The organism is Aliiroseovarius crassostreae, from assembly GCF_049803815.1.
Classification (GTDB): domain Bacteria; phylum Pseudomonadota; class Alphaproteobacteria; order Rhodobacterales; family Rhodobacteraceae; genus Aliiroseovarius; species Aliiroseovarius crassostreae_A.
Genome location: NZ_JBNAGI010000001.1, coordinates 107,913 through 124,418, shown reverse-complemented (window position 1 = coordinate 124,418; position 16,506 = coordinate 107,913). Strand labels below are relative to the sequence as shown.

General features: G+C 60.3%; 15 protein-coding genes and 2 tRNA genes. 6 read left to right on the top strand and 11 right to left on the bottom strand.

Annotation, left to right across the window (positions count from 1 at the left end):
- Positions 1-19: 19 nt before the first annotated feature.
- From ACP15V_RS00615 to ACP15V_RS00605, 3 genes are all read left to right on the top strand, one after another.
- Complete coding sequence (locus tag ACP15V_RS00615; protein ID WP_424941747.1) at positions 20-607, top strand: heme NO-binding domain-containing protein; 588 nt, start codon at positions 20-22, stop codon at positions 605-607.
- Positions 604-1,602, top strand: a complete 999-nt coding sequence (locus ACP15V_RS00610) for a diguanylate cyclase domain-containing protein (RefSeq protein ID WP_424941746.1) — start codon at positions 604-606, stop codon at positions 1,600-1,602. The genes ACP15V_RS00615 and ACP15V_RS00610 overlap by 4 nt, the downstream gene beginning before the upstream one ends.
- A gap of 101 nt (positions 1,603-1,703) precedes the next feature.
- Positions 1,704-2,051 carry a hypothetical protein gene (locus tag ACP15V_RS00605; RefSeq protein ID WP_424941745.1) on the top strand — a complete coding sequence of 116 codons (348 nt, stop codon included), beginning with the start codon at positions 1,704-1,706 and terminating at the stop codon, positions 2,049-2,051.
- A 168-nt stretch (positions 2,052-2,219) separates the two neighbouring features.
- Here ACP15V_RS00605 and ACP15V_RS00600 read toward each other — a convergent pair whose 3' ends face one another.
- From ACP15V_RS00600 to ACP15V_RS00550, 11 genes are all read right to left on the bottom strand, one after another.
- Positions 2,220-2,981, bottom strand: coding sequence for a hypothetical protein (locus ACP15V_RS00600; protein WP_424941744.1), 762 nt, complete (start codon positions 2,979-2,981; stop codon positions 2,220-2,222).
- Positions 2,982-3,213: 232 nt separating this feature from the next.
- Positions 3,214-3,288 (bottom strand) — tRNA-Glu (locus tag ACP15V_RS00595).
- A 100-nt stretch (positions 3,289-3,388) separates the two neighbouring features.
- Positions 3,389-4,405 carry a biotin-dependent carboxyltransferase family protein gene (locus ACP15V_RS00590; protein ID WP_424941743.1) on the bottom strand — a complete coding sequence of 339 codons (1,017 nt, stop codon included), beginning with the start codon at positions 4,403-4,405 and terminating at the stop codon, positions 3,389-3,391.
- Positions 4,398-5,096 carry a 5-oxoprolinase subunit B family protein gene (locus ACP15V_RS00585; protein ID WP_424941742.1) on the bottom strand — a complete coding sequence of 233 codons (699 nt, stop codon included), beginning with the start codon at positions 5,094-5,096 and terminating at the stop codon, positions 4,398-4,400. Before ACP15V_RS00585 ends, ACP15V_RS00590 begins: the two co-directional genes overlap by 8 nt.
- Positions 5,096-5,854, bottom strand: coding sequence for a LamB/YcsF family protein (locus ACP15V_RS00580; protein WP_424941741.1), 759 nt, complete (start codon positions 5,852-5,854; stop codon positions 5,096-5,098). Before ACP15V_RS00580 ends, ACP15V_RS00585 begins: the two co-directional genes overlap by 1 nt.
- Before the next feature lie 233 nt (positions 5,855-6,087).
- A tRNA-Glu gene (locus tag ACP15V_RS00575) sits at positions 6,088-6,162 on the bottom strand.
- A gap of 92 nt (positions 6,163-6,254) precedes the next feature.
- Positions 6,255-8,000, bottom strand: coding sequence for a single-stranded-DNA-specific exonuclease RecJ (recJ, locus tag ACP15V_RS00570; protein ID WP_424941740.1), 1,746 nt, complete (start codon positions 7,998-8,000; stop codon positions 6,255-6,257).
- Positions 7,997-8,548: a cysteine hydrolase family protein gene (locus ACP15V_RS00565; RefSeq protein WP_424941739.1), complete on the bottom strand. Its 552-nt coding sequence runs from the start codon at positions 8,546-8,548 to the stop codon at positions 7,997-7,999. Before ACP15V_RS00565 ends, recJ begins: the two co-directional genes overlap by 4 nt.
- A 6-nt stretch (positions 8,549-8,554) precedes the next feature.
- Positions 8,555-9,526 (bottom strand): class II fructose-bisphosphatase, encoded by a 972-nt coding sequence (gene glpX, locus ACP15V_RS00560; protein ID WP_424941738.1) that lies wholly within the window; start codon positions 9,524-9,526, stop codon positions 8,555-8,557.
- A gap of 260 nt (positions 9,527-9,786) precedes the next feature.
- Positions 9,787-11,091, bottom strand: a complete 1,305-nt coding sequence (locus ACP15V_RS00555) for a homoserine dehydrogenase (RefSeq protein WP_424941737.1) — start codon at positions 11,089-11,091, stop codon at positions 9,787-9,789.
- Positions 11,092-11,231: 140 nt separating this feature from the next.
- Positions 11,232-11,531, bottom strand: coding sequence for a hypothetical protein (locus ACP15V_RS00550; RefSeq protein WP_424941736.1), 300 nt, complete (start codon positions 11,529-11,531; stop codon positions 11,232-11,234).
- Positions 11,532-11,684: 153 nt separating this feature from the next.
- Here ACP15V_RS00550 and ACP15V_RS00545 point away from each other — a divergent pair, with 153 nt between their 5' ends.
- From ACP15V_RS00545 to rpoD, 3 genes are all read left to right on the top strand, one after another.
- A complete protein-coding gene (locus ACP15V_RS00545) occupies positions 11,685-12,272 on the top strand; it encodes a TetR/AcrR family transcriptional regulator (RefSeq protein WP_424941735.1) in 588 nt (195 codons plus the stop codon).
- Positions 12,273-12,314: 42 nt separating this feature from the next.
- On the top strand, positions 12,315-14,312 hold the full coding sequence (dnaG, locus tag ACP15V_RS00540) for a DNA primase (RefSeq protein WP_424941734.1): 1,998 nt from the start codon (positions 12,315-12,317) through the stop codon (positions 14,310-14,312).
- 185 nt (positions 14,313-14,497) lie between these two features.
- The gene (rpoD, locus tag ACP15V_RS00535) at positions 14,498-16,483 is read left to right on the top strand and encodes an RNA polymerase sigma factor RpoD (protein WP_424941733.1); all 1,986 of its coding nucleotides are present in this window, start codon (positions 14,498-14,500) and stop codon (positions 16,481-16,483) included.
- Positions 16,484-16,506 lie beyond the last annotated feature (23 nt).

Genomic DNA, 16,506 nt, shown 5'->3' with positions numbered 1-16,506 from the left:
ATGGTAGGGCGAGTTATCTATGCACGGTTTAATCAACCGATCTTTAGAGAGTTTTTTGCGCGGAACTTACGGAGAGGAGTTCTGGTGCAATATCGTACATGATCTGAAACTTGGGATTACGCATTTCGAACCCATGTTTTGCTATGATCCGGAACTGACCGAAAACATCGTCGACCAGGCCGCAGACCGCCTGGGCAAAACACGAGATGCGCTGTTGGAAGATTTCGGCACCTTCCTGATCATCGACAAGCGGTCAGATCGGGTCCGCCGGTTGCTGCGGTTTGGGGGGGTGACCTTTACCGAGTTCCTGCATTCCCTCGAAGACTTGCCAGGGCGCGCCCGGCTGGCCGTGCCCGAGATCGACATGCCCGAAATAGAACTGGACGAACTGCCCGACGGTCAGTTTGTCCTGTCTGTTCGCCACCCGATACCCGGATTTGGACATGTCATTCTGGGCAGCTTGCGTGCCCTTGCGGATGATTACGGGACATTGGCGCTTTTGGAACATGATGGGCGTGAAGGAGAGACTGAAACCATTTCGGTCCAGCTGCTGGATGTGGCCTATGCCGAAGGCCGGCGTTTTGACCTTGCGGTAGGTACAGGATGACAGTGCATATCCCGATAAAACTCAGCCTGGATGGGCTGGATCAGATGATGCCCATGTGTCTCGTGCTGAACGCAAAAGGCATCGTCATCCATGCAGGTCCAACGTTTTCAAAACTGTTGCCGGGTCAGCAGGTGGAAGGGACCAGCGTGTTTCGCCTGGTAGAATTGCGCCGCCCGAAGGTCATCACCAGCATGGATCAGGTGCGGGGTCTGGAAGGCAGCAAGCTTTATATGCGGCTGCGGGACGAGTTTGACACCCCGTTGATTGGCACCCTGACCTGCCTGCCGGGGGGCAAACAGGTGTTGCTGAACATGTCCTTTGGCTACTCTGTCGTGGATGCGGTGCGTCGGTATGATCTTGCCGGATCCGATTTTGCCCCAACCGATCTGACGCTTGAAATGCTTTATCTGGTCGAAGCGAAATCAGCGGCGATGGAAACCTCGAACCAGATGGCGCAACGCCTTTACGGGGAAAAGACCGAAGCAGAGGCAGAAGCCATGTCGGATGAGCTGACGGGGTTGAAAAACCGTCGGGCGCTTGACCAGGTTCTGACGCGGCTTTTGTCGCAAAAAGCGCAGTTTGCCTTAATGCATCTGGATCTGGATTTCTTCAAAGCGGTCAATGACACCATGGGGCATTTGGCCGGGGATCAGGTGTTGCAGAACGTGGCCGGTATCCTGACCTCTGAAACCCGCGAAGCGGATACGGTGGCCCGTGTTGGGGGGGATGAGTTTATCCTGATCCTGACGGAACAGATTGACCATAAAAGCCTGTCCTTGATCGCGAAACGCATGATTGAACGGTTGGAAGAACCGGTTTTGTTTCGCGGCGAAGAATGCAGGATTTCGGCAAGCATCGGTATGGTGACCACGGCGGAATATGATCAACCGGATGCAGCGCAGATGATTGATGATGCGGATGTCGCACTTTACGCCTCAAAGGACCGGGGCAGGGCGTGCTATACGATTTACACATCACAGTTGCGTGGTGCGTAAAGACCAAATCGGTATTGGGCTGTGCAACGCTTGACAGCACCCCTTCGCTTGCGTACCGCTCTCAACACGTTGGAATTGACGTGTTTTAAAAGGGGGGCTTCATGCGCAAGTGCTTGACATTGCTGTCTGTCCTGTCGGTCATTATGCCGAATGTGGTTCGCGGTGACAGTGGCCAGACTGTGCAAGCCATATTGGGCAAGACCCTGGAAAGCCCACATGTAAAACACGCGCATATTTACGCGGATGGCACCCTGGATGGGGTGTTTAACGGGATTTCGTACGCCGGAACCTGGACCCTGGAAGATGGCCGGTACTGCCGCGAGCTGACACGCGGATTGATCAGCGAACGCGCTTGTCTGGATCTGAAGCCCGTCGTGAATGATACGGGGGTACTGATTGCCGTGATCTTCAAAGCAGCCGGTGTTGAAACCCGGTTTGAGGTCAACTGATCGAAACGGTGGTCGATGGCTTTCGATGACGGGGTAAAACCTCACCGGATCGCGCCCGCCCCTTTGAAGTCTGCCGCAGCACCGACGCAGTTGCTGCCGAGACAAGTTTCCACAAGAGCCAAGGGCAACTGATCCCGGTTCGCGTGCACCGACGCAGCCGGGGTGCTTTTACCGGAACACGTCTCCCGTATCAGCGTTCAAATACAGCCGGTTGGCGACCGTCGCACCACCGCAGTAGGTGAAGTAGACGGGTTGGTTTCTATGGCTTGTAGACTTTACCCATCCGCCCATGTCGCGGAAATCTCGTTCGGTGCACCGACGCTGCGCGATAAGCGATTGAGCCGCGATTGCGAAGGTGGTTCGGTATCGGGCAAAGTCGTCGGATCCCGCCACCAATTCCTCAATCCCCGACGCGTCCGCAGACGGATCAGGCGGACGCGTTTCAGATAGGTATTCAAGCGACACCCATTCGGCAAGTTGCCCGTCTACTATGCCGTTTGCATCGTCGCACGCGGCATTGCCCATATCGACGTATTCGCTGCGACCGCCGACGCAAGACGCCTCATAGAGCTGCGAAATCCGCGCCCACCCGTCGCGTTCTTCATGCACTGTCACGCCTTCGCGGAAGAACAATCGCCCGACCACACCGCAACTCTCCGACGCGCATGTGCGACGGTTCAAGCGTTCGGACGTGACCCAAAGCCGTTGGTTGCGATCGGACGCGGCCCACGGTCGTTCATTCAAATCCGGCGTGGCGGTTTTCTCTGTGTCCTGCGAGGGTCCTGTAACACCAATAAGAACGAAACAACCGACGAGAGAGGCCAACGCAATCCAACGGTTCTTAAACGGCTTGAATGGGGTGATCACCCCGGCCAACGACACGATTGACGCAAGCGCCAACGCCAAAACAACCACAGAACTTCCGTCCATGCTCATATCCTCTTTCGCGATTCAATGCCGCGACCCTAACACCAATAAGGTGTTTGTGTGGCGTCGTACGGGCGAAGCTGGAAAACACCTGACGTCGCGGGGTGCGACATGCGGTCATGTCTGCATGAGCGTTCACAGGGCGTTCGGAACGTCTGTGCGCTTGCATTAGAGAATTTATGGAAATCCAGACTTCTGAATTTCTGCTTTAACATCAATGATCTGCGAGGATAAGTGGCAGCCCGTAGGGGAATCGAACCCCTCTTTCCAGGTTGAAAACCTGGCGTCCTAACCGATAGACGAACGGGCCGCGCTTGGCGTGAGGAGGCTTTTAGTCAGTCCGCAAAAGGGACGCAACCCCTGAAATCGCCAATGGTCAAAAAAAACGGAGTTTTCCAGAGTTTTGTCCCTCATTCCATGTCAGGCCATGCCACCACGCCGCTGATCAGATTGTCGCGCATCAGACGCTGGGTCAGGTTGCCGCGCGGTATGGCGATCTGGTTGAGGTAGTGCCGGCAGAGATGTGCATATTTGCGGCTTGCCGCAACGGCTTGATCGGCGGTGATCGGCACAAAGGAAATCGCGTCGTGCGCGCGCATCTGGGCCACGCGATCCAGATCATATGACGGGATGGTCGCAATTTTGGGATATCCGCCCGTGGTCTGATGATCGGCCAGCAGGATCGTCGGCACGCCATCCCCCGCAACCTGAATTGCGCCCCGTAAGACCGGTTCGGAGGGGATGGAAAGGGCGCGCTCAAGATCAAGCTTCGCACCGGTCAACCGGACCCCCATTCGATCAAAAGCATCAGATAGGGCGAAGTTTTCTGTCAGAAAGCGCTCGATCGCAAGGCGGGAAAAGTGCTGATCCTGCGGCCCCATCACAACATCTGTTGTCTTGTCGGGGACATGAAAATCCGGTTCGGGAATTGGACCTTCGCGATCTTCACGGATCTCGGCGTCGATGACCGTAATCTCTTGACCAGACCGAATGGCCCCGCCACCAAAACCGGAAATGGAGTGGGTGGCGCTGTGTCCAAGCCAGGTCTGCGTGAGAAAATGACCAGCGACCGCCAGATAGGCCCAACTGCCACGGGGGCCGGGACGCATGGTCAGGCGTTCACCGGCGCGCAGGGTCACAACGCGCCATCCCGTGTCAACCTGCCCGGCATGGTCGATGCGAAAGGCTCCGCCTGCAATGGACAGGGTCACTGCACCGTCGAGACAGTCAATCGACATCCCGGCCAGAGAGACCTCGATTGTCGTGCTGTCGGCGGGCTGTCCCAACGCGGTATTGGCCGCGCGATGGGACAGACGATCCATCGGACCGGACCGGGGCACCCCAAAGCGCATATGCCCCGGACGTCCGGCATCCTGAAAGCTGATCAACGGGCCTGCAAACCCGACACGAAGGTGCGCATCAGCCATGGGCAAGCTCCGGGTTCAACGCGGCCAGCTCGTCGGCCGATATCCGTATGAAGCGAACCTGGTCACCCACATCGAACAGAAACGGCTGGTCCGGATCATTTTGCAAAATGCGGGTGGGGGAGCGGCCGATGATCATCCACCCCGTCGGCATGGTCAAAGTGGTCACCAGACATTGCGGCCCGGCAATGATCACGCTGCCCGCGGGCACATCGCGCAGGGCCGTGGGTTTGCGCGGCACCTGGATGGCCGGATCCACGCCGGTCATATAGGCATATCCCGGTGCAAACCCGTACATGCCAACGCGATAAAGGCTGCTCAGGTGGCGTGAAATGACCGCGTCCGAGGTCAGGCCCGTTTGCTGGGCCACCGCGCCAAGGTCAGGCGCGAAGGGGGCATCGAAACAGACTTTGACCTCATGGATTTGCGTGTCGGTCCGATTGTGTGACAGTCCGGCGATCCGGGTTTCCAGTTCCGCTTGTAATGTAGCGTGATCCGTGAGCAGCGGGTCGAAGACCACCAGCAGGTTGACCAGCGCGGGGATCACCTCTTCCACGCCCAGCGGCGGGGTCCGGGCAATGGCCTGGTCCAGTGACAGGATCTGCTCAGCAACGCGATCATTGATCTGGTCTGAAAACGCGACCAGAAGCCCATGATCCGCCACGGCGGTGAATGTCGGGCGGGGGAAGGTCATCAGGGCAGAAAAGGTGCGACGGTGATGCCTGCCGCTTGCAGGCGGTTGCGGATTTCCCGGGCCATCGCCACCGCCCCGGGGCTGTCGCCATGCACACAGATGGAATGGGCCGCAAGCGGGATGGGATCGCCATCAATCACGGGCATTTTGCCGCTGTCGAGCATCCGGATCAGCCGCGTGGCTGCGTCCTCTGGATCGTGGATCATGGCCTGTGCGTGACCGCGCGGCACAAGTTGGCCGCTGGATAGGTATCCCCGGTCGGCGAAAATCTCGGAATAGGTCTCAAGCCCCGTGGTGCGGGCAGCGGTTTCAAAGGCTGTACCGGAAATCGCCAAGACAGCCAAATCTGCCCGCAATGACTTGATTGCCCCGGCAATGGCGCTGGCCACCTCCGCATTTGCCGCTGCCAGATTGGCCAACGCCCCATGAGGTTTGACATAGCGCACCGGGACGTGGGCAAGATCGGAAATGGCCAGAAAAGCGCCGATTTGGGCGGCCACCATTCGGGCGATTTCATCCGGGCTCATGGGAATGACCCGCCGCCCGAACCCTTCGCGATCATTATATCCGGGATGGGCCCCGGCCACGACGCCGTTGTCTGAGGCCAGTTTCAGAGTGCGATACATGGTCTCCGGGTCGCTGGCATGGCCGCCGCAGGCGATATTGGCGCTGCTGACAAGGGTCAGCATGGTGGCATCATCGCCCATGGACCAGGGGCCAAACCCCTCTCCCAGATCCGAATTCAGATCTATGTGCATATGGTTCCCCTATTTGTCAGCGCGAATGCGGTGGTCATAAAATCATAGGGGCAGTTGAGGGCGGTGTGAATGCGCAAAGATGCCGGTAAGGCGCCGGTAAGGCAAAGACAAGATACACCTGTGGGGCGGAACCAGCCACGATGACGAAAAGTGGGGGATTTGCGGCACGACATGTAAAGCTTGCGCACCCTCAAAAAGGGCATCGCATCACACCTAAATTCTTGGGGAAGCAGTGGCAGCCCGTAGGGGAATCGAACCCCTCTTTCCAGGTTGAAAACCTGGCGTCCTAACCGATAGACGAACGGGCCACGCTGTCGGTGAGGCGGGTTTTATGGAAAACCGAGAGGGCGCGCAAGGGGGAAAATTCCGAATTGGAAAAATTATTGAAAACCGTTTTTTGTCAGGCGGTTGCGGCGTCATCCAGGCGCAGTTGCGGCGAAGAACGCCCTTGCCAATGATTCACCTCGAGCTTGCCCGCGAGGTGGAACCTTTGCCCTCCGGAGTTTTCCAGGAGCGGGCCAAGCGGGCCGTCAAATGCCCCAAAGCAAATCGCATCGATCCGCGGGCCCATCCCGTCGCCAAAGCTGAGTTTCAGGTGGTTTTGCCCGACCCGTTTCGCGAAGAACACCTGTATATCCGGAAAGGCAAACCTTGGCGCAGGGGCCGAGGCGCCAAAGGGGCCAGCCTGCTCCAGCTCTTCGATCAGGTCCACGGTCACAGCCGAGGGCATCAGCACCCCGTCAAGACGCAGGTCCGCCGCGCCCTGCAGGCCCGCCCCCTGTTTTGCCAAAAGCTCTGACAGGCGTTCCATTGCCGGTTCCAATTGGTCGCGCGACAGGCTCAGCCCCGCCGCCATCTTGTGCCCGCCGCCTTTCTGGATCATGCCGTCTGCGGCCAGCCGTTGGATCGACGCGCCCAGATCGACGCCGGCAATCGACCGGCCCGAGCCTTTGCCGTCCTCGCCATCAAAGCCGATCACCACGGCCGGGCGGTTGGTGGCTTCTTTCAGACGCGAGGCCACAATGCCCACGACGCCGGGGTGCCAGCCGTCGCCCGCCGCCCAGACCAGCGGGACGTCCAAGCCGCGCGCCTCGGCCTGTTCCAGTGCCACCTCTTGCACACGCGCCTCGATCTCGCGGCGCTCGGCATTCAGGTCATTCAGTCGCGCGGCGATGGATTGTGCCTCATGCGCGTTGGTGGTCGACAGAAGCCGCGCGCCCAGATCGGCCTTGCCAATGCGCCCGCCCGCATTCACGCGCGGCCCCATCATATAGCCAAGGTGATAGGCGCGGGGGGCTTCGCTCATGCCCGACACATCCGCCAGTGCGACCATGCCCGCGCGTGCGCGACGCGCCATGATCTTTAGCCCCTGACGCACCAGGGCCCGGTTGGCGTCCACCAGGGGGGCTACATCGGCCACGGTGCCAAGCGCCACGAGATCCAGCATGGAAATCAGGTCCGGCCCCTTGCGGCCCGCCTCGCGCAAGATGCGGCCCAGTTCGACCAGCATCAGAAACACAACACCTGCGGCACACAGGTAACCCGGCGCGTCCAATTCATCCTGCCGGTTCGGGTTCACCACGGCCACCGCGGGGGGCAGGGTCTCGCCGCCCAGGTGGTGATCCAGCACAACCACATCCGCGCCTTTTGCTTGCGCCGCTGCAATCGGCTCATGGCTCAGCGTGCCGCAATCGACGCAGATGATCAGGCTGTGCTCGGCGGCCAGGGCGTCCATCGCGGGGATGTTCGGGCCATAGCCTTCGTCAATCCGGTCGGGGATATACAGCGTGACCTCGCGCCCCATCTGGCGAAACCAGTCAATCAGAAGCGTGGCCGAGGTGGCGCCATCCACGTCGTAATCGGCGAACACCGCGACTTTTTCATTCTGATCAAAGGCTTGCAGCGTGCGTGCCGCCGCCTTCTCCATGTCCTTCAAACCGCGCGGGTCGGGCAGGAGCGCCTTTAAGGTCGGGTCAAGAAATTCAGCGGCGCCCTCGGCCGTGACCCCGCGCCCGGCAAGGATCTTGCACAGGGGCAGGGGCAGTTGGGTCAGTTGGTGCAGATGTTCGGACTGGCGATCCACCTCGATGCCCGGCCCGATCCAGCGCCGACCCGTGGCCGAGCTGTCAACGCCGAGAAAGCTCATGCCAGCGCCTCTGCGGTCGAACAGACGGTGACAAATTCGCCGGCGATGTGATCAATGGCGGATTGGTGGATCATGTCGGGATCCACTTCGCCGCCGCCCCGCCAAGCGGTGTTGGCCCCTTCGGAAAAGGCGGCGGTGGCGTCATGGACCAAGGTGACATTGAAGCCGAGATTGGCCCCCATGCGGCAGGTGGTCGACACGCAATGGGGCGTGGTGATGCCAGCCACGACCAGATCCGTGATGCCATTCGCGCGCAGGCGCGCCTCCAAATCCGTGCCGATAAAAGCGGAATTGGCGGATTTCTGGATCACCGGTTCGCCCGGTTGGGGGGCAATGGCCGGGTGCAGCGCCACCCCCGGCTTGCCGGGGTAAAGCGGGCTGTCGGGATTGGTCGACAGGTGCTGGATCAGGAAAACGGGCCAGCCGTTACCGCGCCAATGCGCCAAAAGCCGCCCCGCCTTTTCTTCCGCATCCGGGTTGTTGCGCGCGCCCCAGTAAGGGTCACTAAACCCCGCCTGAATGTCCACAAGGATCAACGCGCGCGCCATGCCGGATCAGCCTGCTTTCACAGGGTTGCGATAGATCATGCGGCGCACAGACCCGGTTTTTGACCGCATCAGCAGGGTTTCGGTGGTCAGGAAACCCGGTTCACGCTTGATGCCAGATACAACAGACCCGTCGGTCACGCCGGTTGCGGCAAAGATCACGTCAGCGGTGACCATTTCGTCGCGCGAATAAATCCGGTCCAGATCCGTGATGCCTGCCTTGGCGGCGCGGCCCCGTTCGTCATCATTGCGGAAGGTCAGCTGTCCCCACATCTGGCCGCCCATGCATTTCAGCGCCGAGGCTGCCAGCACACCTTCCGGCGCGCCACCCCGGCCCATATACATGTCGATGCCGGTGATCTCGGCCTCGGCGCAGTGGATCACACCGGCCACGTCACCATCGGTGATCAGGCGGATTGCCGCCCCGGTCGACCGGATGCCGTCGATCATCTCTTCGTGGCGCGGACGTTCCAGCACACAAACGGTGATGTCGGTGGTGTCACAGCCCTTGGCCGCAGCCAGGGCTTTCACGCGTTCCGCCGGGCACATTTCCAGGCTGACCACGTCTTTTTCATAGCCCGGCCCAATCGCCAGTTTTTCCATGTAGACATCGGGCGCGTGCAGCAGGGTGCCGCGCGGGGCCATGGCGATCACGGTCAGCGCGTTGGGCATGTCTTTTGCGGTCAGGGTGGTGCCTTCCAACGGGTCCAGCGCGATGTCCACGGCAGGGCCGTCGCCCGAGCCGACCTCTTCGCCGATATACAGCATCGGGGCCTCGTCGCGTTCCCCTTCGCCGATCACCACCGTGCCCTGGATGTCCAGCAGGTTCAGCTGATCGCGCATCGCGTTGACAGCAGCCTGGTCAGCGGCCTTTTCATCGCCGCGCCCGACCAGCGTGGCACTTGCCATCGCGGCAGCTTCGGAAACACGGGCCAGACCCAGCGACAACATGCGGTCGGCGAAAACGACTTTATCGGCCATGAGAGCAATCCTCGAATAATGCAGTTGGGCATGGGTTTAGTGATGGGGCGCAAGCGGGGCAAGGGAAATGGGCCCCATTCGCACCAACTTCGCGCCAAACACACCAGAAACGTGCGCGCTGCCTCTTTTTCTTGTTGCAAATATCCCGGGGTGAGGCCGCAGGCCGAGGGGCAGCGCCCCTTTGCACACCCTCCCACCAAAAAAGGCGCCCCGATCGGAGCGCCCTGTTCTTTGGGGCCAAGGGTGATTCACCTGGGGGATCACACCTCTTCAATGCGGATCGCCACCGGTTCGCCATCCACGACGCCCGTTTCGCCAAGGCCAGCCAGCGCCGTGTCCAGCGCGTCGCGCGTGCATTTATGGGTCACAATCAGCACAGGGGCTTTTTGCTCGTTATGGCGGATCTGGCGCATCCGGTCGATGGAAATGCCCGCATCCCCCAGAACCGCCGCCACCTTGGCCAGCGCGCCGGGTTTGTCCAGCAGCGCCATTCGAATGTAATACGGCGCAGGTTTCGCCACCTTTGCCCCGTTCACCGGGCGCAGGGTCTTGGCCGGTTGGCCGAAGGTGGGCAGGGTGAAGCCGCGCGCGATGTCCATCACGTCGCCCATCACCGCGCTTGCGGTCGGGCCTTCGCCGGCACCGGGGCCGCGCAACACGATCTGTTCCACCGCGTCGCCTTCGATCACCACCATATTGGTGCCACCTTCCAACTGCCCCAGCGGCGATGTTTCGGGGACCAGACAGGGCGACATGCGCTGCTCCAACCCACGGCCGGTCATCTGCGCCACGCCCAACAGCTTGATACGGAACCCCATGGCCGCCGCATCTTCAATGTCTTCCAATTCGATCCGCTGAATGCCCTCAAGCTCCACCGCGTCGAAATTCACCTGCGTGCCAAAGGCAATCGAAGACAGGATCGAGAGCTTGTGGCCCGCATCAATCCCACCCACGTCAAGGTTCGGGTCCGCTTCCAGATAACCCAGTTCCGCGCATTCATCGAACAGTGCATTATAGCCGCGCCCTGTGGCCTGCATCTGGGTCAGGATATAGTTGCAGGTGCCGTTCATCACGCCCATGACGCGGGTGATGTCATTGCCCGCTAGCCCTTCGGTCAGGGCTTTGATCACCGGGATGCCCCCGGCGACAGCAGCCTCAAAGCGCAGGCGCACACCGGCCTCTTCCGCGGCCAGCGCCAATTCCTGCCCGTGATGGGCTAGAAGCGCCTTGTTGGCGGTCACGATGTCCTTGCCTGCCGCAATCGCCGCTTCGACCGATGCTTTGGCGGTGCCTTCATGGCCGCCCATCAGTTCGACAAACACGTCCACATCGTCGCGTTTGGCCAGATCCACCGCGTCATCTTCCCAGGCGTAATCCGACAGGTCCACGCCGCGATCCTTGTCTTTCGACCGGGCCGACACGGCGGTGATCACCACCGGGCGCCCGGCGCGGGCCTCCAGCAGATGGGCCTGACGACGAATGATTTTCACCACGCCGATGCCAACGGTGCCAAGACCGGCGATACCAAGACGCAGCGGCGTGCCGGGGGCGGAAATGTCACTCATGTTGTTCTCCATCGGATCTGGTGAAGGGACGCGTTTGGCGAGATCTAGCGAAAGGTGGCACAGGACGCAATGCGGTCATTGGCCGATTGCGACGCCGAGGGTGTTATTTCCGCGGCTGGCCTTGAAGTAATGGGACATGTTTAACGCTGGGCAAGTGCGTCTTGCATCCGCGCCCTGGTGCCCCCGTCCACGATCGACCCACGCAGGGCAGCGGCCCGGGCACGCAGCGCGGCGGCGCGGCTGGTCAGCGATCCTGTCAGGGCGGGAATGTCGACCTCTTCCGGTTGTTGGGCCAGCAGGGTATCGAGCGGCAGGATCCTGGGGTAATCCGCATTTCGCGCCACGTTGGACAGGGGTTTCCCCACCTCCGGGCTGGGCGAACAGGCGGCAAGACCGATCAGAGCGGGGATCAGAAAGGACATGGTTAGGGTGCGGGTCATCTGCTGCGGGTCCGGCCGTGTGGTTTGATCTTGCGGAGACCATATCCATGCCCCTGCCGGGGGGCAAGCCGGTGCAGGAGGCGGCAGGGGGTTTGCGTCACGTCGCCAGAGAATGAGGTTTTATTTGAACGATTGTTCAGTTATCGTGACCCCATGGCACGTAAAACCGGATCACATAGCGAAATCACTGGCCCCAAGGTGCGCGACGCGGCGCTCAGCCTGTTTGCCCGCCACGGCTATGCCGCCGTGTCCATGCGCCAGATCGCGCGCGAGGTCGGGGTGCAGGCGGGGGCCTTGTACCTTTACACGAAGGACAAGCAAAGCCTGTTGTTTGATCTGATGCGCACCCATATGGACGAGCTGTTGGTCGCGTGGGATGCTGCGCCCAAACAGGATACGCCGCTGGGCCAGCTTGAGGATTTCGCGCGCTTTCACATCCATTTCCATCTGGATCGCCCGGATGCGGTGTTCATCGCCTATATGGAGCTGCGCAACCTGACCGAAGACAACTTCGCCACGCTGGAAACCCTGCGCCGCCGCTATGAGCGCGAGCTGGAGAAGATCCTGGAAGCGGGGCGCGATGCGGGGGTGATCCATGTGCCGGACACCCGCCTTGCCACCATGGCGGTGATTGCGATGCTGACCGGGGTCAACACCTGGTATCGTGAAGGCGGACGGCTGAGCCAGGACGCGGTGGCGGACATCTATTGGGACATGGTGCGCGGGGCCGTTGGGGCCTGACTACCCGCTGGACTCGGTTCGCAATTCGGCGGATAAAGAGCCATGTCTCTGCCACCCGGTTTCCTTGATGAATTGCGCACGCGCCTGACCCTCTCGGATGTGGTCGGTCGTAAAGTCATATGGGACAAGCGCAAATCGCAGCCGGGCAAGGGCGACATGTGGGCGCCATGCCCGTTTCATCACGAAAAAACCGCGTCTTTTCATGTGGATGACCGAAAGGGGTTTTATTACTGCTTTGGCTGCCACGCCAAAGGGGATGCGATTTCCTTTGTGAAGGACACGGAGAATGTCGGCTTCATGGAGGCGGTGGAAATCCTGGCCGGTGAGGCCGGGTTGCAAATGCCCGCCCGCGATCCGCGCGCGCAGGAAAAGGCCGACCGCCGCACCCAGCTGGCCGAGGTGATGGAGATGGCCGTGGGCCATTTCCGCCTGATGCTGAAAACAGCCGCCGGCACCGCCGCGCGCGAGTATCTGGCCGGGCGAGGCCTGGATGAGGCCGCGCAGGATCGTTGGGATATCGGCTTTGCGCCTGATCTGTGGCAGGGGCTGTGGGATCATCTGAAGGGCAAAGCTATTGCCGATGATTTGATCCTAGGCGCGGGGCTGGCCAAGCCCAGCCAAAAGGGTGGCAACCCCTATGACTCCTTCCGCGGGCGGATCATGTTCCCGATCCGCGACGCGCGCGGGCGCTGCATTGCCTTTGGTGGCCGGGCGATGGACCCGAATGACAATGCGAAATATCTCAACAGCCCGGAAACCGAGCTTTTTGACAAAGGCCGCAACCTTTACAATGTCGGCCCCGCGCGGGCCGCGTCCGGCAAGGGCCAGCCGCTGATCGTGGCCGAGGGCTATATGGATGTGATTGCCATTTCCGAAGCCGGGTTTGGGGCAACGGTGGCCCCGCTGGGCACGGCGATCACCGAGGACCAGCTGCACCTGATGTGGCGCATCAACCCCGAACCCGTCATTGCACTGGATGGCGACACGGCCGGTCTGCGCGCCGCAATGCGGGTGATTGATCTGGCCCTACCGCTCTTGGAGGCGGGGAAGGGATTGCGCTTTGCGATCATGCCTGAAGGGCAGGACCCGGATGACCTGATCAAGGCGCAGGGGCCGCAGGCGATGCAGGCGGCGATTGACCAGGCGGTGCCGATGGTGGAGCTTTTGTGGCGGCGTGAAACCGAGGGCCGGAATTTCGACAGCCCGGAACGCAAAGCCGCGCTTGATAAGGATCTGCGCGAGGTGATTTCGCGCATCAAGGACCCGTCCATTCGCACCCATTACGGTCAGGCGATCAAAGATAAACGGTGGGAACTGTTCCGAGCTCGCCCGCAATCCGGGGCCGGACGAGGGGATTGGAAGCCCGGGAGTGGCAAGGGCTTTGGGAAAGGGGTCGGCAAAGGTTTTAAAGCGCGACACGAACCGGTTTTGCACACCACCAAAAGCTCGATCCTTGCAGGGGGCAGCGCCGAGGCGGAGCTTGTGATCAGCGAAGCGGTGTTGATCGCGGTCCTGATCCTGCGCCCGGACTTGCTGGATGCCGTGGAGAGCCGGATCGAACGGATCGAAATGATTGACCGCGATCACGCCGAGATGCAACGGATCCTGCTGCGATATGCACCCGATGGCGAACAGGTGATCCGGGAGGAAATTACCAACAGGATTGGCGCTGCCTGCCTTGAAAAACTGTTCGCCCTCAACCATGTAAAAATATCGGCTGGGGTTCGGTTGCCCGACGATAGCGAAATTGCCGAAGCCACCATCGCGTCCGCGTTGCGCCGGCTTGAGGCGCTTCCAAGCGTGCAAAGCGAGGTGGGCGATGCCGCGCGCGATCTGGATGGGGTTGCCGATGAAGGGGTGACCTGGCGGTTGGCGCAGGCGGCAGAGGCGCGCAATCAGGCAACTGTGAACCAGACCGAAGACAAGACCACGTTTGAACGGGCTGAGAACGGTCTGTTGATCAGTCGGGAAGAGAAGGACGTATTTGACCGGATGCTGGCCGGGCTGTCGGTGACCAAGGGGAAAGACGCCGGCAGCTGAGGGGATTCGCAACAAAACGCGAGAAACCTGCGTGAATCACGCGCGAAAACACATTACATGGGTTGGCGAATCAACGATTCGAATGTTTTGATTCGACAACCCGAATCAACCGCCATCCGATTCGCCTATGCCAGAGGGGACCCGGCAACAGGCCAAACAATCGGACCGCAGTGCAAGGAGTGCCCATGGCCGCCAAAGACACCGCATCGGACCGCAAGGACGATCAGGACGCCGAACAGATCGGCGATATGAGCCAAGCCGCCGTCAAGAAGATGATCGCCGAAGCGCGCGAGCGCGGCTATATCACCTATGACCAGCTCAACCAGGTGCTGCCGCCCGATCAGGTCAGTTCCGAACAGATCGAAGACGTGATGTCGATGCTCAGCGAAATGGGCATCAACATCATCGAAGATGAAGAGGCGGAAGAGGAAGAGAAGGGCTCGACCGAGCTTGTCGTGAAAAACGCAGGCGGCGAGGTGGCTGTGGCCACTGCCGAGACCGAGAAACTGGATCGCACCGATGACCCGGTGCGCATGTATCTGCGCGAAATGGGGTCGGTGGAACTCTTGTCACGCGAAGGCGAGATTGCGATTGCCAAGCGGATCGAGGCCGGTCGCAACACGATGATTGCCGGGCTGTGCGAAAGCCCGCTGACCTTTCAGGCGATCACCATCTGGCGTGACGAACTTCTGAACGAAGACATTCTGCTGCGCGACGTGATCGACCTTGATGCCACGTTTGGCAATCAGCTGGACGAGGATGACGAGGAAGAGACCGTTCTGGATGGGGCGGCGAAAGCCGACGCGCCCGCCGCCGAGAAAAAGGAAAAAGAACAAGAGCTCGACGCGGATGGCAATCCTCTGAACAACGATGATGATGATGACGAGGATGAGGCCGCGAACATGTCGCTTGCGGCGATGGAAGCCGCGCTCAAACCGCGTGTGCTCGAAACCCTCGAACTGATCGCGCGCGACTATACCATGCTCAGTGAAATGCAGGATCTGCGGATGAGCGCGACGCTCAACGAAGATGACAGTTTCACCGACAAGGAAGAGAAGGCCTATCAGAAGCTGCGCTCGGAAATTGTGCTTTTGGTGAATGAATTGCACCTGCACAACAACCGGATCGAAGCGCTGATCGACCAGCTTTACGGCATCAACCGCCGCATCATGTCGATTGACTCGTCAATGGTGAAACTGGCCGACCAGGCCCGGATCAACCGCCGGGAATTCATCGACGCCTATCGCGGGCGCGAGCTTGACCCGACCTGGTTTGACGACATGACCCAGAAATCCGGTCGTGGCTGGCAGATGTTCATCGAAAAATCCGCCGATAAGGTGGAAAAACTGCGCGGTGACATGGCGCAGGTTGGGCAATATGTCGGTGTCGACATCCCGGAATTCCGCCGCATTGTTCAGCAGGTTCAGAAGGGTGAAAAAGAGGCGCGTCAGGCCAAGAAGGAAATGGTCGAAGCCAACCTGCGTCTGGTGATTTCGATTGCCAAGAAATACACCAACCGCGGATTGCAATTCCTTGATCTTATTCAGGAAGGGAACATTGGCCTGATGAAGGCGGTGGACAAGTTTGAATACCGTCGCGGCTATAAATTCTCGACCTATGCGACCTGGTGGATCCGTCAGGCGATCACGCGTTCGATCGCCGATCAGGCGCGCACGATCCGTATTCCGGTGCATATGATCGAGACAATCAACAAGCTGGTGCGCACCGGTCGTCAGATGCTGCACGAAATCGGCCGCGAACCGACCCCGGAAGAGCTGGCCGAGAAGCTGCAGATGCCGCTGGAGAAGGTGCGCAAGGTGATGAAGATCGCCAAGGAGCCGATTTCCTTGGAAACGCCAATTGGCGACGAGGAAGACAGCCAGCTGGGCGATTTCATCGAGGACAAGAATGCCGTGCTGCCCTTGGACAGCGCCATTCAGGAAAACCTCAAGGAAACCACAACGCGGGTTCTGGCCTCGCTCACCCCGCGCGAAGAACGTGTGTTGCGGATGCGTTTCGGCATCGGCATGAACACCGACCACACGCTGGAAGAGGTGGGCCAACAGTTCTCTGTGACCCGCGAACGGATCCGCCAGATCGAGGCCAAGGCGCTCAGGAAACTGAAGCACCCCAGCCGCTCGCGCAAGCTGCGCAGCTTCCTGGATCAGTAATCAAAGCGCCCCCGCAAGGGGGC

Bases quoted from the DNA above. Each gene is read 5' to 3' on its own strand.
- ACP15V_RS00600 (WP_424941744.1), bottom strand. From the start codon at position 2,981: ATGGACGGAAGTTCTGTGGTTGTTTTGGCGTTGGCGCTTGCGTCAATC.
- ACP15V_RS00550 (WP_424941736.1), bottom strand. From the start codon at position 11,531: ATGACCCGCACCCTAACCATGTCCTTTCTGATCCCCGCTCTGATCGGT.
- ACP15V_RS00610 (WP_424941746.1), top strand. From the start codon at position 604: ATGACAGTGCATATCCCGATAAAACTCAGCCTGGATGGGCTGGATCAG.
- ACP15V_RS00545 (WP_424941735.1), top strand. From the start codon at position 11,685: ATGGCACGTAAAACCGGATCACATAGCGAAATCACTGGCCCCAAGGTG.
- ACP15V_RS00615 (WP_424941747.1), top strand. From the start codon at position 20: ATGCACGGTTTAATCAACCGATCTTTAGAGAGTTTTTTGCGCGGAACT.
- ACP15V_RS00585 (WP_424941742.1), bottom strand. From the start codon at position 5,096: ATGACCTTCCCCCGCCCGACATTCACCGCCGTGGCGGATCATGGGCTT.
- ACP15V_RS00580 (WP_424941741.1), bottom strand. From the start codon at position 5,854: ATGCACATAGATCTGAATTCGGATCTGGGAGAGGGGTTTGGCCCCTGG.
- recJ (WP_424941740.1), bottom strand. From the start codon at position 8,000: ATGAGCTTTCTCGGCGTTGACAGCTCGGCCACGGGTCGGCGCTGGATC.
- ACP15V_RS00565 (WP_424941739.1), bottom strand. From the start codon at position 8,548: ATGGCGCGCGCGTTGATCCTTGTGGACATTCAGGCGGGGTTTAGTGAC.
- ACP15V_RS00555 (WP_424941737.1), bottom strand. From the start codon at position 11,091: ATGAGTGACATTTCCGCCCCCGGCACGCCGCTGCGTCTTGGTATCGCC.
- glpX (WP_424941738.1), bottom strand. From the start codon at position 9,526: ATGGCCGATAAAGTCGTTTTCGCCGACCGCATGTTGTCGCTGGGTCTG.
- ACP15V_RS00605 (WP_424941745.1), top strand. From the start codon at position 1,704: ATGCGCAAGTGCTTGACATTGCTGTCTGTCCTGTCGGTCATTATGCCG.
- dnaG (WP_424941734.1), top strand. From the start codon at position 12,315: ATGTCTCTGCCACCCGGTTTCCTTGATGAATTGCGCACGCGCCTGACC.
- ACP15V_RS00590 (WP_424941743.1), bottom strand. From the start codon at position 4,405: ATGGCTGATGCGCACCTTCGTGTCGGGTTTGCAGGCCCGTTGATCAGC.
- rpoD (WP_424941733.1), top strand. From the start codon at position 14,498: ATGGCCGCCAAAGACACCGCATCGGACCGCAAGGACGATCAGGACGCC.